Raw genomic sequence first — 16,711 nt, forward strand, 5'->3', positions numbered from 1 at the left:
ATTTGGAGAGAACGTTACTTTCCTAAGTCAGGTTGATTGCGGTATGATAAAGCTGTAAGTGGTTTCAATTAAATCGAAGAGGAGCCTGAAAGATGACAAAATCTATCTACACCGATTATTTCTTTGATGAACCGGCTTATAACACCCACGATGGTGGCTATGTTCCTTTGGAAGAACCCACCACGCCTGAACAACCTTTGCGGATTCCACCGTTATTGAAACCGGATAAGGAAACCGCAACGGATACTTACTATACGGTCGAAGCCCAAGCAGGAGAAACACAACTCCTACCGGGTAAGAAGACCAAGACCTGGGGCTACAATGGGAGTCTGCTGGGTCAAACGATCGTCTTCGCTAAAGGCAAGACCATGCATATTGATTTGAAAAATAGTTTACCGGAACTGACCACATTCCACTGGCACGGTCTGAACGTTCCTGGTCCTTACACGGACGGTGGCTGTCACGCGCCCGTATATCCTGGGAAGACCCGCCACATCGACTTCAAGGTCGATCAACCCGCTGCGACGCTGTGGCTACATGCCCATCCATGTCCATCAACGGCCGAACAGGTCTGGCATGGACTCGCTGGTCTGGCCTTGGTTACCGACGATGTCGAGGCTAAATTGCCATTTCCACGTCACTACGGGGTCGATGACATTCCGTTAGTCTTACAGGACCGGCGCTTCCACGAAGATAATCAGTGGGACTACGACGCCGACTACGATCCCGATGGGGTCCAAGGACCAACGGCGATGATCAATGGGACTATCAATCCTTACTTTGATGTCACTACGCAACGGCTTCGGCTACGGATCTTGGATGGGGCCAACCGGCGTGAATGGCGGCTTCACTTTAGTGACGATTTACCATTCACGCAGGTCGCTTCCGATGGTGGGATCTTGCCAAGTCCAGTTGAATTTACCCATTTGATGTTAACCTGTGCCGAACGGGCCGAAATCATTGTCGACTTTGGGAAGATTCAACCTGGGAAGACGGTGACGCTTTACTCGGATGATGTGCCACTGGTTCGGTTCCGGGTTCACGACTTTGCCGCAGATGATGTGACGTTGCCAGAGCACTTGGTCGACATCCCTGATCCAGAAGTCACGCCCGATACCCCAGTCCGGAAGGTTGTCATGTCCGGGATGGATGAAGCGGTCATGATGGACGGCAAAAAATTTGAAATGCAACGTATCGACGCCCGCCAGAAGGTTGGCAATGTTGAATTGTGGGATATTACAAACACGAATGATATGGATGGCGGAATGGTTCACCCATTCCACATGCACGGGACGCAATTCAGAGTGTTATCCAGAAATGGCCACGAACCTTATGCCAATGAACACGGATTAAAGGATACGGTTGGGGTCAACCCAGGTGAAACGGTTCGCATCAAGGTCTGGTTCGAACACACTGGGGTTTACATGTATCACTGCCACATCATCGAACATGAAGATGGCGGGATGATGGCGCAAATCGAAGCGTACGATCCCGATAATCCGAAGACTTATAAGCTAATGGATATGGACACGTTAATGAACGCGATCGCTGAAGAACGTGGAATTGACGTTAAGGACCTCCGTTTAGCGGGGATGAGTTCCTATGAGAAGATGGGAATGAAAATGTAAGAGAGTGCGAAGTGAGCCGCTTAGACTCTGAGCATTAGCGAAGAAAGGGCTTCTGGTCGACAACGTCGACCGGGAGTCCTTTCTTTTGCTAAGCGCAGGAGTCTGGCTCGCGTAGCACGTTTCAGAGGCAGCAAGTTTCCGGATCTAGTGGCGAGATCCGGTCAACCAACGCAAGTAAGTCGGTCCAACAATAACGATTGAGCGAATACCTTTTTCGTGATAGAAGAGACAGAAAAACCAACAAAAATTAATGTATAAGTACCAAAATAATTAGGTGATGTTCGGCTAGTGGAAAGTATTGTTGACCGCGAATGTTTGTGCCATAATTACAATGTACATACTGAATAATTTTCTATAGGAGGATATTCATGAAATTAGGACGGTTCGGTGTCTTGTTGGTCACAGGATTATCGTTATTCATTGGCGTGGGTGTTGCAACTACCAGTCCAGCACAAGTTGTCCATGCGAAAGCAAAGACGACGTTAAAGACTTTTCCAAAGCGTATGCGGGGAACTTGGTATTCTTATCAGTACAACACGATGTATAAGTATAAGATTACAGCGACTAAACTTGTCGATAACGGTTTTGTAGAGCGTCTGCATTCGCGGAAGACGTCGTACGTTGTCAAACACACGACAAACTCGAAACATCCATCTTGGTTTATTGCGAAGAATGCGAAGGCCAAGAAACAAACTTGGGTTACCGTTTGGGGCTGGGAACAATGGGGCGGCGACTGTGCTGCCTATCGTGTGACGACTCATAAGCTTGGTGGCCATAAGGTGCCGGTTTTACAGATAGCTGGTGGTCCTACCACCGGGTATTGGACGACCGGTCATGGTTACCATACGAAAAAGTTAGCGAAAAAGTACGGCAATCACTACTACAAGGGCGAACGTAAACATAGCCTGAATTAGCTCATGTAATCAGTGGCAAAATAGGAATAAAAAAAGCGTTTGGAATTTAAATTCCAAGCGCTTTTACTGTCCATGTTTCTTCCCCCGCAACACGTGATCCACGTGCGCCAGGGTTTCATTCACGATATCCAGAATGTGAGGATCGTCGAGCTGATAGAAATTTTGTTTACCTACCCGCCGCGAGGTCACCAACTGTTCCTTCTTCAGGAGCGCAAGCTGGTGGGAGATGACCGATTGTTCCACGGCGAGCAGATTGCTAAGTTCACTGACGTTGAGTTCCTTTTGCTCTAAGAGGTAAAGGATTTGTAACCGCGTTGTGTTACTCAAGAGCTTGAAGATATCCTGAGAGGCATCAAGTGCGGGTTCTTGGATTAAATGAACGTTTTGAGTGGTTGCCGACATAAAAAGGCTTGCTCCTTTCATATGATCATGATAACATATGTTATGAACAACATATGTGGGGAGATGCGTCATGATAAAAACAATTTTAACAGGAGTCACAGCGTATGTGTCAACTGGACTCGACTACTTAATTATTCTAATGGTAATCTTTGGCCGCGTAAAGCATGAAGACCGGTGGCTGGTCTTAATCGGGGACTTCTTGGGGACAGTCGTCTTGGTCGGCAGCTCTTTAGCCATAGCGTTTTTCTTGGGTTTTGTTCCGGCACCGTGGTTGCTAGGGCTGTTGGGATTAATTCCGATTTTTCTGGGAATCAAGTTGTGGGTTGCCGGAGATGATGACGATACCGAGGCCATTGCGGCCAAGGTGGCGGACCCGAAACGGTTAATTGGCAGTGTGGCCCTGATCACCATGGCCACTTGTGGGGCAGACAACGTAGGGATCTACGTGCCGTTGTTTACCACGGTGGCCCCCGGCACGATTCCCCTGATCCTCCTGACGTTTGCTGTCATGGTTGTGATTTTCTGGGAGATTGGGTATCGACTGGCGTGCTTGCCCCGCGTGGCGGATATTCTCGAAAAAGAAGGCCGCTATATCACCGTGGCTGTTTACATTCTAATTGGACTGTATATCTTATGGGATAGTGGCACGGTGCCCCATCTGATTCACTTATTAGTGTAAATAAAAAATGCGATCGGGCGGTTATCCTGGTCGCATTTTTACTGTTAGAAGAATAATTTGCTAGCAATGGTGACCCCAGTCAGGAGAACCACTGAGGATAGCGTGGCGGCAAGAAAGACATTGCCCCCGCGTTGGAAGATGACCCGGAAGTTGACGCTCATTCCCAGAGCGGCCATGGCCATTCCCAAGAAAACGTAGGCCAATTTGACTAAACCAGCTAAGACAGCGGCACTTAGTGGTAACCAGGTGCCTAGAATACTAGTCAGTAGGAAGCCGGCCATGAACCAGGGAATTGGGAGCTTCGTATGTTCATTAGTAGTTGTGGTGGTCGTTTGTTTCTGGTACCACCAGCCAATGATCAGGGCGGCCGGTGCGAGCAAGAGAACCCGAGAAAGTTTAGTGATGATGGCCGTGTCTAGACTGACCGGACCACCAGCACTACCGGCGGCAACAGCGTGGGCGATCTCATGAAGTGATCCCCCGGTCATGACGCCAAATTGAACGGCGGTCAAGTGAAGCAGGGGCTTCAAGCCAATCTCAATCAGTGTGAACACCGTTCCTAAAATGGCCACGATGGCCACAGCCAGGACTTCGTTTTCCCGTTGACGTTCGGCCTTGTCGGGGCTGACCTTGATCTGAGGTGAGACACCCATGACGGCGGCGGCCCCACAGATGCTAGTCCCCGTGGCCGTGAGAATTGCGAGCTCACGATCGACGCCAAGCTTCCGGCTAAGATTGTAGGTCAATAAGACCATGCCGGTCACGACGACAGCGGCTAAGGCGATGGTCTTAACGCCGGCCTGGGCCAATTGAATGAGGTTTAATTTGAATCCTAATAAAATAATACCTAAACGCAGAAATTTATTACTAATGAAGCCAATCCCATCACGGCTGACGGCGATGGTCCGGGGACTCAGCTGACACAGCATACCTAGCAAAAGCGCCAGAACTAAGGCACCTACCAAGTTTAAGTAAGGGAGCTGGGCGAGTTCACTACCTAGGACGGCACAAATCAGAGTTGCACCGGCGGCAAACCAGAAGCTACGCGTACTAAGGGTTGTTCGAATATCCAAGATGTTATCCTCCTCAAAAATGATAAGTCCTAGTTTACCGGAAACTCATCATAAGTTAAAATTGTAATGAATAATGACGTTATAAGGGCACCTTATGATTGGAAGAAGGAAAAAAACATGCTCGACAATCGCTATCAAACATTTCTAGTACTTGCCACCACGAAGTCCTATACTCAGACGGCACAACAGCTTTACATTACCCAGCCTGCCGTTTCCCAGCAGATCAAGAGTCTGGAGGGAGAACTGGGGGTGACACTCGTCACTTATCAGCGGCCTCATCTCACAATTACCCCGGCTGGACGGGAGCTGGCGGATCTGATTCAGCGGGTCCAAGTTCAGACGGATAAGGTGTTGGATCACCTCAAGCATCCGCGAACCCCGAAACGGCTGACCTTCAGTACAACGCTGTCGCTCAGTGAATTTCTCGCACCGCAACTGATCAGGCACCTTCAGTTAGCCGGGTCCTACCAGGAAATCACCTGCCGGGTAACGAATACCCAGGCGGCCTTGCGGGCATTGACTACTGGTGAAAGTGACTTTGCCCTGATTGAAGGGAACTTTGATAAGAGCCAGTATGACTATCAAGTCGTCCGGCAAGAACCGTTTGTTGGTGTGGTGGCGGCCAATCATCCCTTGGCGGATCTGCCGACTGTGGGGTGGCCTGACCTTCTTAAATACCCGTTGATTGTGCGGGAGGTCGGCTCTGGTAGTCGTGAAATCTTGCTACATTTGGCTGGGGCGGCCAACGTCTCATTGGCGGAATTTTCCCAGGTCATCACCGTGAACAACCCCACGGCAATTCGGGAGTTGGTAGCCCAAGGGAGTGGCGTGAGCTTCGTGTATCGTTCCGTGGCGGCGACCGCGATTGCCCGCGGTGACCTGCGGGTACTCCCTCTAGCGGCCGGCCAACTCAACCATGATCTCGATCTGGTCTATCCACGTGATAGCTATCTGGCACGTGACTATCGGAACTGGGGAGCATGGCTGCGAGGGCACCAAGGGTAGGTTCCTCCTAAAATTTATATTGGCAAAACGTGCGAATAAGCCAGCAGTCCCCGTTAATGTTCGCCGGCAAAACGCCTTTTCTCGTACTCTTTTGAGCAGATGATTAGACAAACACTATCAAATATTGATATAGTAGTACTATTGTCGTCAAAAATCAGAGAAGGGGTGAGCCGCCGTGACGAAAAAAACGAAACGGGCCATTTTTATTTTAATTTTTAGTGAATTCCTAGTCTGTCTGGGGATTAGTTTAGTGATTCCGGTCATGCCATTCATCAAGAATGAGTTGCATCTGACCGCCACCGATATGGGGATTATGAATTCCCTCTTTGCCTTTGCCCAATTTGTGGCTTCGCCAATCATTGGGCGGCTCTCCGATCGCATCGGCCGGAAGCCCGTATTAACCGCCGGGCTCTTGTTATTCATGGTGTCCGAGGTGTTGTTTGCCTTGACCAACCGGTTAATGGTCTTCAACATTTCGCGGTTAATCGGTGGGTTATCCGCCGCCATGGTAGTGCCAACCGCGATGGCCTTGGCCGCCGATATTACCACGAAGCATCAGCGAGCAAGAGTCATTGGCTGGCTGTCTGCGGCTTTTAGTGGGGGACTCATCTTGGGACCCGGAATCGGAGGAATCTTGGCTGGTATCAGTTATAAGACGCCTTTCTGGGCTGCTGGTGCGTTAGGCTTAGTTAGTGCAATTGTCCTGATTAGCCTCTTACCCAGTGATGCTGAAACTAAGAAGACCATGGCTGAGGTTGATGATCCAATTGCCGAACCTTCAGCCCATCCCATGAGTCGGGCTTTCTGGACGGTTCCCATCATCATTCTCTTTACGATGATTTTGGTTTCCTCGTTTGGTCTCCAAGGGTTCGAAAGTATCTACAGTATCTACGTCAACGAGGTGTTCCACTTTAGCTTAAGCAACATCGCGTTAGTGTTGACCCTTAATGGATTAATCTCATTATTCCTGCAAGTGGCGATGTTTGATACCCTGGTGAGTCGGTGGGGTGAACGGCGGGTTATTCGGGCCTGCTTCTTCCTGGCAGCCATCTGTGTAGTCTGGATTACTCAGGCTCACGGGAAGATTGCCGTGATAATTGCGACACTAATTATCTTCTCCTCATTTGACCTATTACGCCCAGCGATTACCACGCTGTTAACCAAAGCCAGCGAATCCAACCAAGGCTTGATTAATGGATTGAACATGTCGCTTACCAGTATCGGTAACATTGTCGGCCCCATCATGTCGGGGATGTTACTAGACATGAACCCGCACTACCCATACCTCGTGGTAGCGGGCTTCCTCATCGTTTCTTACCTGATGGCGTTTCTGTTGAAACGGCCCGAAGCGATGCAATCGGTAGAATAGAAAAGAAAAAGAGTGTGGAAAGGGGCGGTTAGTCAGCGAGCATTAACGGTGATAACCAGATAATCCTGGTTTTGGATTATTTGGTTATCAGTGTTAAGCGGAACTGACTGCCCTTTTTCACACGTTTCCACCAAATAAATACCAACGACAGAAGAGCCTGGGACTAGTTTCCAGGCTCTTTTTCATCTATAAAAGGATTAAACGAAGGGACCAAACACGCAGCCCCACTAGGTTCTAAACGGTTTTTAATTCCACCGAGAACACAAAAAAGCAGCTAGCAAAGCTAGCTGCCTCCCCCAAAGCCTCCGATTGGCCATGGCCTATTCTGTTGGAACAACCGTATCACTGGTCTCTTCCCCAAGAGAATCAGTGATCCAGTAATAAATAGTTGGTTGGTGTCAGCCACATTGTCTCTCCCCAAAGGGACAACGTGTGGTCATGAACCAGGATGGCGCCAGCTGTTGAGTTACGGCTCGAACAAACTAAACGGTCGCGGTATTTATGCGTTACCCCCCAGTAGCGCATAAACAAGTTGAAGCGGCAAACAAAGCATCTTGACCCCGAATTGGTCCCGTTGGAAAGGCCCATCAGGTATCAAATGATTTGTATCCATCCGGATGTTACAAGTACATTATATGGGGGATTAAGGGTTTGGTGAATCCCGTAATTTAAGGAGTGAGTTACTAATTTTAACCTAGTTGGTCCTGTACGTGGTATGCTAATATTAAGCGTAATTGAGAAGATTGGTCTAGTTAAATCATGACGCCAGAAATGGCTGGGTTTGTTCAAAATTTGAAAGGGAGGAATCACCATGCCACAGCCGTATCACGAACGACTGAATTATACGATGGCACTGCCGCTGAGAGTTATCGATCACGGCACTTGTGGACCAAAAATGGTTTTGCCGCACTGGCACAATTCGGTTGAATTAGCCTATGCGTATCGGGGCCATCCAGGAACCGTTCATATTGGGAGCTCGACGTTTGAAATGCAAGATCACCACCTCTACGTGGTTAACTCAGAAGTGGTGCACAGTTATGAAACGTACCTAGATGAGGACAATCAGATCGTGACGCTTCTTTTACCCGCAGCCTGGCTCCGCAATGTGGTTGAGGACGAACAGTTACCGATCTGGGGGCCGTTGGACCTGAATCTAAGAGCAGAGCCGTATCGTGACTTGGGACGCGCTGTGGACACATTAGCCACCAATGCTGTGACGGAGCCGGATCAGCGGGCGGACTATCTTGCGAGTCTAGGTGCGGAATATCAATTGGTGGGTCAATTGTTAAAGCACTTGCAGGTTAATGGGCAGGTCAGCAATGACCAATTACCTCTGCCAGAGCCACTCCGGCAGGCCGTTACCGAGATTCAAGAAAAGTATGGCACGGCCTTCTCAATTGCCGACTTAGCCGAACGACTCAATTACTCCAGCGTGTATTTCTCCCGATTCTTCAAGGAATATATGGGGGTGGCCCCCAAGGCTTATCTGGGTCAGATCCGCTTGGAACGAGCGACAGAACTCCTGATGACCTCCCAAGATTCAATTCAAACCATTGCGACCAAGACGGGCTTTCGGACGGAAAAGAACTTTTTCGTGACGTTCAAACAGCACTTCCAGATGACGCCGATGACTTATCGCGAACGCTATGCCGCACAACGGGCTTGGTCGTAGCATAACCATTGCTTGTATGGGGTATTTATGGTAGACTGAGCCAACATAACACAACGAATACGAGTGCAGAACCAACGTTGCCGTTAATTGACACGTTGGTTTTTTACGCGAAAATCACAGGAGGTATCGTTCATGTTAACCGTCAATAATGTCAGTATGCAGTTCTCCGACCGGAAGCTCTACGACGAAGTCAATCTTAAGTTCACCCCGGGGAATTGTTATGGGGTCATTGGCGCTAACGGCGCCGGCAAGTCCACGTTCCTGAAAATCATTGAGAACAAACTCAAGCCAACGACGGGGACGGTCTCCATGGGCCCGAATGAACGGATGTCCAGCTTGAACCAAGATCACTTTGCCTTCGAAAATGAAACGGTCTTGAACACCGTGATGCAAGGTTACAAGAAGCTCTACGATATCATGATTGAAAAAAATGCCATCTACATGAAGGCTGATTTCAGCGATGCAGATGGGATTCGTGCCGCTGAACTCGAAGCCGAATTTGGCGAAATGGGTGGCTGGGAAGCCGAGGCCGAAGCGAGCCAGATGCTACAATCCTTAGGTATCGATGAATCACTTCACCAGTTACCAATGAGTGAACTGACGGAACCCCAGAAGGTGAAAGTCTTACTGGGCCAAGCCTTGTTCGGTCACCCCGATGTTTTACTCTTGGACGAACCGACCAACGGGTTAGACGTTCAATCTATCAGTTGGTTAGAAAACTTCTTGGCGGGTTACGAAAACACCGTTATTGTCGTTTCCCATGACCGACACTTCCTGAACCAGGTCTGCACGCACATGTGTGACGTGGACTTTGGGAAGATTACCCTGTTTGTTGGGAACTACGATTTCTGGATGGAATCTAGCGAATTGGCTGCTAAGCTGAAGGCTAACGCCAATGCTAAGAAGGCCGATCAGATTAAGCAATTACAAGAGTTCGTGGCTCGGTTCAGTGCCAACGCCTCGAAGTCTAAGCAAGCGACATCCCGGAAGAAGCAATTGGAAAAGATTACGTTGGATGACATCAAGCCATCTTCCCGTAAGTATCCTTTCATCTCGTTCAATCCAGAACGGGAGCTCGGGAATGACCTGGTTCGCGTGGAACATTTGAGCAAGGCCGTTGATGGGGTCACGATTCTCGACGATGTGAGTTTTACCCTGCGTCCCGGTGAGAAGGTAGCCTTCATCAGTCGTAATGACTTAACGACCACGATTCTGATGCAGCTCATTTCCGGTGAGTTGGAACCAGACAACGGAACGATTACCTGGGGTCAGACGACTAGTACGACGTATTTACCTAAGAATGTTAACGACTACTTCGCCGACAACGAGATGTCTGTGATCGACTGGTTACGGCAATTTGCTTCCAAGGAAGAAAGTGACAACACCTTCCTCCGTGGTTTCCTTGGGAAGATGCTGTTCTCCGGTGACGACGTCAACCGTGAAGTTGACGTGATGTCCGGGGGCGAAAAAGTGCGGGCGATGTTATCCAAGATGATGTTGAGCAAGGCGAACGTTCTCTTGTTAGACGACCCAACCAATCACTTGGACTTGGAATCCATCACGGCGTTAAACGACGCGCTGGTGTCCTTCAAGAGTAGTATTCTCTTCACTTCCCATGACCACGAGTTCATTCAAACGATTGCCAACCGCATCATTGAAGTCTCACCAAAGGGGATTGTCGATCGCGCCGATACGACTTACGACGAGTTCTTGGGCCACCAACAGGTTCAGGATCAGGTTGCGGCGTTGTACGCTGAATAGAATGTGACAGAAGGCGGTTAGCCAGAGAGCATTAAGGCTGCTAACTGAATAATCCCGGTCTTGGATTATTTAGTTAGCAGGTTTAAGCGGAGTTGGCTGCCTTCTGGCGCACGTTTCGACCATCTAAATTCAAATCACCAAAAGGGATGACAGCCGTCATCCCCTTTTTAATGCCGCAATGCGCCCAGTTTAGTTCCCATTAAGTTCCCGATGCTAGACTAATTTTTATGAACGAAGTCATAAGCTGCCGAAAGGATGAGGGTGTCATGAAATCAAGTCAGCAAGGTCCCAAGCGTTGGTTAGTCTTTGTTATGGCAGGATTCCTTCTGTTTGCTGGCGGTGGTGGAACGGGTTACCTACTGGGTCAACAACAGGCCAAGTCGGCCCAAACTCAGCAGATGAAGAACGCACCTAAGGGGATGAGTGGGGAGCGTCCTAGCAAGTCCAGCAGTCTGCCCAGCCACACTGGATCGCGTAATCAGTAAAGAAAATTTGGAATCGGCGACTTGGAAATTAAGTCGCTGATTTTTGGTGGATTGTAGCCCCAGCGGCCTGGTATTAACTTGGCAATAGCAAATTTGGTTGAATTCCGGAGCCCCCCTAAACTTATTGTTACAATTATGTTACAATGAGGCAATCATCAGAGGAGGAGATTCGCTATGGATTCACAGGATCGCATTGATTTCAAACTCGGGGCCAAGGCTCAGGTGTTGGATCATTTTAAATTCTACTTTTTGTTGACTATTCTTTGGTTGGCCTTGGGTTTCATTGGGGGTCTGACCTATCAACGCAGTATGAATTGGATTATGGCCGTTAACAATAATTCCGGATTTGTCTTAGGCGGAGGCCTGTCGTTGGCTGGGGTTCTGACAATTGCCTCTTCGATCATGCGGGTGGGGTCCCAATTGACCATGATTGACTTGGACCGGGGTAAGATCACGATGGACCACCCGATTCAACGAAGCTTTGCCTTATTTGACAAGGGTCAGTATTTCTTAGGTTGGCTCTTTATTGCCATTTTAGTGGGAATTTTCACCTTTCTGTGGAGCCTGTTATTCTTTATCCCAGGAATGATTAAAGCCTATGCATATTCGCAATCATTTTATATTTACCGGGACGCTATCGACCGAAATGATCCGATCACGCCACTAGAGGCGATTACGGAATCTCGGCGGTTGATGGACGGCAACAAGGCCTTTCTGTTCATCATGGACCTGAGTTTTATCGGGTGGATACTGTTGCAGGGGATTACCTTTGGCTTTGCGGCACTCTTTGTTCAGCCGTACTATGACCAGACCCGGGCTAAGTTTTATAACCAGCTCGTGATCAGAGACGAAGACCAGCCGGCTGCAGATACCTTCGATGGGGATCAAGGGCCAGAAGCTTAATTTAAAAAAGCAAAACGTGAGGGCAACGCGGTTTAGCGGGCCCTCTTTCTTTTGAAACGGGTTTCGCTGGGTTATTTCGTCCCGAGGGGTTGTCTTTTTAACTGTACTAGGTATAATAGTACACACAGAACAGGTAGCCAAACCAAGGGGTGAAGAGCATGCAAGTTAACGATCAATCCAGTCTGCCATACTACGAGCAACTGGTATTGCGGGTAAAACAGCAAATCGTTCAGGGAATCTTGCGACCGGGAGACCGGTTACCGTCGGTGCGTGAAATGGCGCGTCAGGAACAGTTGAATCCGAACACGGTGAGCAAGGCTTATAAACAGTTGGAATCCCAACACGTCATCTCAACGGTCCATGGTAAAGGGACCTACGTACGGGAGGCCACGGCGCCAGCGGGAGATTCCGCCCAAGTCGTCGCGACCAAGAAGCAATTATTAACGCTACTGACGGAAATCCAATACCTCGGCGTGCCTTTAGAGGATGTCGTGAGTTGGATCAAAGTGGCCTATGAGGGGGAAGCACAGTGACTTTAAATGTAACAGGACTCAGTAAGGAAATCGGTGGTCAACAGATCATCCAAGACATTACTTTTGAATGGGCACCCGGAGAAATTCTCGGGTTAGTCGGCCGGAATGGGGTGGGGAAAACCACACTGTTCCGGAGCATGATGAATCACTACGTGCCAGAAGCCGGTCACGTGACGGTAGATGGTCAGGATACCCAGCGGGTTCCCAGCCGGCAACAGCAATTATTCTTTATCGATACCCAATATAACTTTTTAAATAATTATCGGTTATGGGAACTGCCAGATTTCTTCAGGGCTGTCTATCCGCGCTTCGACGAGCAACGGTTCACATCTTTATTAGCTGAGTTCAAACTCGACCGGAATAGCCAGTATCGTCGCCTATCCAAGGGGATGCGGGCCTTGGTCAACTTGGTGTTGGCCTTGACCTCTAATGCCACGTATATCATTCTCGATGAACCCTTCGATGGCTTAGACGTAATTATTCGCGAAAATATTGCCTCGATGGTGATTGACGAGGTAGCCGACCAACAGAAGGGTTTCCTGATTTCATCACATGACCTGAATGAACTCGATGGGTTAAGTGACCGGGTGCTGTTGCTAAAGGACAGCAAATTGGTTCACGATTACAATCTGGAAGACATCCGGGCTAAGGCTAAGAAGATTCAGCTGGTATTAAATGACCGGGTGATTCCGGCGGTCTTAAAGGAACACAGCCAATTAATTCGGGTTTCTGGCCGGGTCTTGGTGGTGGTCATTACTAATTACACGCCGGAAATTGATCAGGCCCTGAAGGACTTGAAGCCTGTGTTGTTTGAAGAATTACCATTGACATTGGAAGACCTGTTCCGGGCTAACCTAGCTCACGAGACAGGTTACCAGATGATGAAGTAGGAGGGGCAGACATGTTTAGCAGTAAATTAGATCGTTTAATTTGGCGGCGTCATCGCAAGTTGATGGCCGTGATTGGTGGTATTGCCCTGTTGGGAACCGTCATGATGACGTTGATTTTACTTCATACGATGAAGCAGAATCCCGAGCCCAATATGCAGATTGTCTCGGGGTCGATTCATAAGTGGCAAGTGTACAGAGGAGACTACTTTAATGCATATTCCTGGTGGCTGGTTCTTGCCTTTTGGCTAGGTGGATTGGAAATCATGCATCTCGACCTGCGAGATCACTTCAACGAGTTTCTCTTTAGTAGCGGCTTCAGTCGGTTGAGGGTCTACTGGGCTAAGCTACGGATGGCCCTTGGGGCCCTGCTGGGGATGGCGGCGGTAGTCATTGCCATTCAATATCTCCTGTACTGGCTGAGTAAACCGAGTGGTGCGACCTTCACACTGGCCTGGCCAGGACTCATCACGTCTTGGGCCATGGGCCTGGTCGTTTCGATTGGGATGTTTTCTCTGAGTTGGTTTGCTTCGACCATTGTCGGGCAGACAGGGTCACTCATTGTGACGATTGCAGGCTTTACTCTTTCTTTAGTTGGCTCAAGTGGAATTGGTGGTAATATCTTAAGTGGGCCCTGGTTCAGGATTTCCAGATCGGCTTTGCCGTGGATTGGCGCGGGTGTTTGGCTCGTTGCTGCCGTGGTTCTCTTTATCTGGGGTGCCGTTTTGTATCAACACTTGTCACTCGAGCACAATGGGGAATATCTCTTGTTCCCACGTTTGCGGGTTCCGGTATACGTGGTCTTTGTGGTGTACGTCACGTGGTTGTACAGCTACGATTCCGATGTGACGACCATGGTGGGCGCGTTTATCTTTTCAGCACTCTTCGGGTACAGCTGGCTTTGGCGGCCCCGCTTGGGTGAGATGTGGCATCAATGGCGAGAAAGTAAACAGGCTAGAGAGTAGGAATTTAAAATGGTAATAGCGGATGGTCATGACTGGGGGAAGTCAGCCGTCCAGGGGGAGCGTGTGACCGTTGGGGAACGGTTGGACGACAAAAACAGGCACCGCTGACAATCTTGTCGGCGGCGCCTGTTTTTTGATCTAACGGTAGATTTGGTCGAGCGTCTTGCCGTGGGCGAGTTCGTCGATCAGTTTATCTAGGTAGCGGATGCGCTGCATGGTGGGATCGGCCACGTCCTCGACCCGTACGCCACAGATAGATCCAGTAATCAAAATAGCTCGTGGGTTAAAGGCCGGGGCTTGTTCGAAGAAGGTCTGGCAAGCCACGTTGGCCTGTAGCTGGTGGTCGAGACCGGACTGGTCGTAGCCTGTGAGCCACAAGATAAGTGCGTTGACTTCTGCCGCCGATCGGTGTTTTTTAGCGGCTTTGTTGAGATAAAGGGGATAGACCTTGGCAAACGGCATGGTAAAGATGCGGGGTGTTGACATGGGGAAAACTCCTTTCAATTGGCGTTCATGCGATACCAATCATAGATGGATTCGGCCTGTTGCGCTGTCAGATAACGCAGGGCAATGGCTTGGTTATTATTGCCGTGACGCACGTTGACGGTGAGGTGCATCAGGTGAGTTCGCTTCATCCAGATCGACTGACGGAGGCGAACCGACTGGATCTTAGCCAGCGGCACCAAGTAAGTTTCTCGGGTCCACCAGTGGCCTGTTTGTAAGACCAAGAGGTGATGATTGACTAGACTGCCCCCGGTGTTGTTGGCCGCAAACAATCCCTGACCAAAAGCAATAATCAAGACGATGTCAAAGAGAGCGTTCCAAGTGGGCCAGAGCCAAGTAGCGATGGCGACGGGAACTAAGGCGATGAGAAGCGCGTTGCGGACCAGTAACCAGCGTCGACCATTGGTGACGCTGAGGGCAGTTAGATCGGGTGCGGTGGTTGGTGTCCAGTCGACGAAGGGGTGCAGGTCGGCATAGCTCTGTTGCTGCGTGACGGCGGGCAATAGGACCAAGTCGTCGTTATTATCTTCGGCCGCCGCGCGGGAGGCCAAGAGAAGCTGGGTCGTTTGGATCGCAATCCACTGGCGAAAGATAGTCTGCTTGAAGCGGATGGCCTGAATACGTTGCAAAGGGACGGTGATCGTATTGCGTTGAAAGAGCCCCTTGGCGACTTGAATTTGATCGTTTGTGCGAGTGGCCCGAAAGCGGTAATAGCGAATTAACAGCATGACCGCGGTGAAGAGCCAGGCCCCCAAAGCAATCACCAGCGCACCACCAATGAGGAGCAGAACACTGAAATGTGCGAGGTCCGATCCCAGGCGTTCGATGAGATCATGTGGGAGTTTACCGTAGATTCCCAAGGCCACTAAGAGAATGGGGATGAATCCCGTCGATGTGAGAATAAATTGCCATTTGGAACGGGATGTCAAAGCATAGGTGGCCTGAACGGGCGGCGTCGCAACCGGTTCAGCTGAAGTTGCCGTGCTATTGTCGGTTGGGATTGCGTTGGCTGCTTGACGATAGCGGTCAATTAAAGCCGCCACATCGGGCGTCACTGCGGCTAGCCGAACTTCTGGCTTGCCGTCTTCATGGCTGGCCGTTTCGACTGAGACCTCTTCTAAATGAAACGGGGCCAAATAGAACCACTGTTTTCGTTGGACTGTTTGGATGCGGGCATATGGGATGTGCTCGTGATGACGAACTAAAATGCCCGAGTGAAATTCTAGGGCCGTTGGCGTGATGCGGTAGCTAATTGACCACCAGCTAATCAGGGGCCAGATGACAAAGATCAGAATCGCTGCGGGGATGAGAAGTTTACCCCACCAGGATTGATTCTGAGCCAGAATAATAAGTAAGAGTGGCCACCAGTTTTTAACCGATTTAGCGAGGTGATCAAGTAAGCCTAAGGGATGGGTCCGTTTAGTTTTGGTCATGGCGGGCCTCCCGAGCGAGTTGCATGATCTGATCGCGTAGCTGCTCGGCGATCGCTAGCTCCAATCCTTCGATGGTATGAGTCGTGGAAGCTGTGGCCACGGTGACTTTAGAGAGTTTTTGCCACTGGAGTAGCGGTCCTGCATTGAGCGTCACATTTTGGACCCGAGCAATGGGGATGGCGACGCGCTTCTTAAAGATAAAGCCAGCCTGCATCTCGACGGCAGTGTCGGAAATCATGTAACGGGTGAAGCGATAACGATAGGGAATCAGGGCGGTTTCAACGATGGGTTCACCAATAGCAATGACGAGCATGGTGACGGTCAGCCAGGCCGCCCAATTCCAGTAGGTTTGAGCCAACCAGAATAAGCCGGTTACGATGAGTAGCACCAGTAGGCTACCGATGGCGCTGATTCCCCAGATCAGTTTGATTCGATTGGGCAGTGGGTTTCGGATTTGTGACATATGTAAACTTCCTCTCCTGTTAGAAACAGTGTAGC

17 protein-coding genes are annotated in these 16,711 nt (G+C 49.7%); 12 read left to right on the plus strand and 5 right to left on the minus strand.

The window, feature by feature from the left end; translation table 11 throughout:
• Positions 1-92 precede the first annotated feature (92 nt).
• Both EKM70_RS03130 and EKM70_RS03135 read left to right on the plus strand, forming a co-directional pair.
• Positions 93-1,628, plus strand: coding sequence for a multicopper oxidase family protein (locus EKM70_RS03130; RefSeq protein WP_125545159.1), 1,536 nt, complete (start codon positions 93-95; stop codon positions 1,626-1,628).
• A gap of 368 nt (positions 1,629-1,996) precedes the next feature.
• The gene (locus tag EKM70_RS03135; RefSeq protein WP_125545161.1) at positions 1,997-2,542 is read left to right on the plus strand and encodes a hypothetical protein; all 546 of its coding nucleotides are present in this window, start codon (positions 1,997-1,999) and stop codon (positions 2,540-2,542) included.
• 63 nt (positions 2,543-2,605) lie between these two features.
• On the opposite strand, the gene EKM70_RS03140 is transcribed toward EKM70_RS03135, so the two are convergent.
• Positions 2,606-2,944 (minus strand): ArsR/SmtB family transcription factor, encoded by a 339-nt coding sequence (locus EKM70_RS03140; protein WP_125545163.1) that lies wholly within the window; start codon positions 2,942-2,944, stop codon positions 2,606-2,608.
• 70 nt (positions 2,945-3,014) lie between these two features.
• On the opposite strand from EKM70_RS03140, the gene EKM70_RS03145 reads away from it, so the two are divergent.
• Positions 3,015-3,623, plus strand: coding sequence for a cadmium resistance transporter (locus EKM70_RS03145; RefSeq protein ID WP_125545165.1), 609 nt, complete (start codon positions 3,015-3,017; stop codon positions 3,621-3,623).
• Between the two features lie 44 nt (positions 3,624-3,667).
• Here EKM70_RS03145 and EKM70_RS03150 read toward each other — a convergent pair whose 3' ends face one another.
• Positions 3,668-4,696, minus strand: a complete 1,029-nt coding sequence (locus EKM70_RS03150) for a YeiH family protein (protein ID WP_125545167.1) — start codon at positions 4,694-4,696, stop codon at positions 3,668-3,670.
• Positions 4,697-4,813: 117 nt separating this feature from the next.
• On the opposite strand from EKM70_RS03150, the gene EKM70_RS03155 reads away from it, so the two are divergent.
• The 9 genes from EKM70_RS03155 to EKM70_RS03195 all read left to right on the plus strand — a co-directional run bounded on the left by EKM70_RS03155 (position 4,814) and on the right by EKM70_RS03195 (position 14,276).
• Positions 4,814-5,701, plus strand: a complete 888-nt coding sequence (locus EKM70_RS03155; protein WP_125545169.1) for a LysR family transcriptional regulator — start codon at positions 4,814-4,816, stop codon at positions 5,699-5,701.
• 175 nt (positions 5,702-5,876) lie between these two features.
• The gene (locus EKM70_RS03160; RefSeq protein WP_125545171.1) at positions 5,877-7,070 is read left to right on the plus strand and encodes an MFS transporter; all 1,194 of its coding nucleotides are present in this window, start codon (positions 5,877-5,879) and stop codon (positions 7,068-7,070) included.
• Positions 7,071-7,881: 811 nt separating this feature from the next.
• Positions 7,882-8,742 carry an AraC family transcriptional regulator gene (locus EKM70_RS03165; protein ID WP_125545173.1) on the plus strand — a complete coding sequence of 287 codons (861 nt, stop codon included), beginning with the start codon at positions 7,882-7,884 and terminating at the stop codon, positions 8,740-8,742.
• Between the two features lie 132 nt (positions 8,743-8,874).
• Positions 8,875-10,503 (plus strand): ABC-F family ATP-binding cassette domain-containing protein, encoded by a 1,629-nt coding sequence (locus tag EKM70_RS03170; RefSeq protein WP_125545174.1) that lies wholly within the window; start codon positions 8,875-8,877, stop codon positions 10,501-10,503.
• A gap of 266 nt (positions 10,504-10,769) precedes the next feature.
• On the plus strand, positions 10,770-10,988 hold the full coding sequence (locus tag EKM70_RS03175) for a hypothetical protein (protein WP_125545176.1): 219 nt from the start codon (positions 10,770-10,772) through the stop codon (positions 10,986-10,988).
• 174 nt (positions 10,989-11,162) lie between these two features.
• Complete coding sequence (locus EKM70_RS03180; protein WP_125545178.1) at positions 11,163-11,891, plus strand: DUF975 family protein; 729 nt, start codon at positions 11,163-11,165, stop codon at positions 11,889-11,891.
• Between the two features lie 158 nt (positions 11,892-12,049).
• Entirely contained in the window at positions 12,050-12,424 is a 375-nt protein-coding gene (locus EKM70_RS03185) for a GntR family transcriptional regulator (protein ID WP_125545180.1), read from the plus strand.
• Complete coding sequence (locus EKM70_RS03190) at positions 12,421-13,314, plus strand: ATP-binding cassette domain-containing protein (protein WP_125545182.1); 894 nt, start codon at positions 12,421-12,423, stop codon at positions 13,312-13,314. Before EKM70_RS03185 ends, EKM70_RS03190 begins: the two co-directional genes overlap by 4 nt.
• An 11-nt stretch (positions 13,315-13,325) precedes the next feature.
• Positions 13,326-14,276 carry an ABC transporter permease gene (locus EKM70_RS03195; RefSeq protein ID WP_125545184.1) on the plus strand — a complete coding sequence of 317 codons (951 nt, stop codon included), beginning with the start codon at positions 13,326-13,328 and terminating at the stop codon, positions 14,274-14,276.
• Between the two features lie 138 nt (positions 14,277-14,414).
• On the opposite strand, the gene EKM70_RS03200 is transcribed toward EKM70_RS03195, so the two are convergent.
• The 3 genes from EKM70_RS03200 to EKM70_RS03210 are packed head-to-tail and all read right to left on the minus strand — an operon-like array spanning position 14,415 to position 16,676.
• A complete protein-coding gene (locus EKM70_RS03200; protein ID WP_125545186.1) occupies positions 14,415-14,762 on the minus strand; it encodes a DUF2200 domain-containing protein in 348 nt (115 codons plus the stop codon).
• Positions 14,763-14,776: 14 nt separating this feature from the next.
• Positions 14,777-16,213: a PH domain-containing protein gene (locus EKM70_RS03205; protein WP_125545188.1), complete on the minus strand. Its 1,437-nt coding sequence runs from the start codon at positions 16,211-16,213 to the stop codon at positions 14,777-14,779.
• Entirely contained in the window at positions 16,200-16,676 is a 477-nt protein-coding gene (locus EKM70_RS03210) for a PH domain-containing protein (RefSeq protein ID WP_125545190.1), read from the minus strand. Before EKM70_RS03210 ends, EKM70_RS03205 begins: the two co-directional genes overlap by 14 nt.
• Between the last annotated feature and the right edge of the window lie 35 nt (positions 16,677-16,711).

The organism is Levilactobacillus lindianensis (assembly GCF_003946095.1).
GTDB classification, from domain to species: domain Bacteria; phylum Bacillota; class Bacilli; order Lactobacillales; family Lactobacillaceae; genus Levilactobacillus; species Levilactobacillus lindianensis.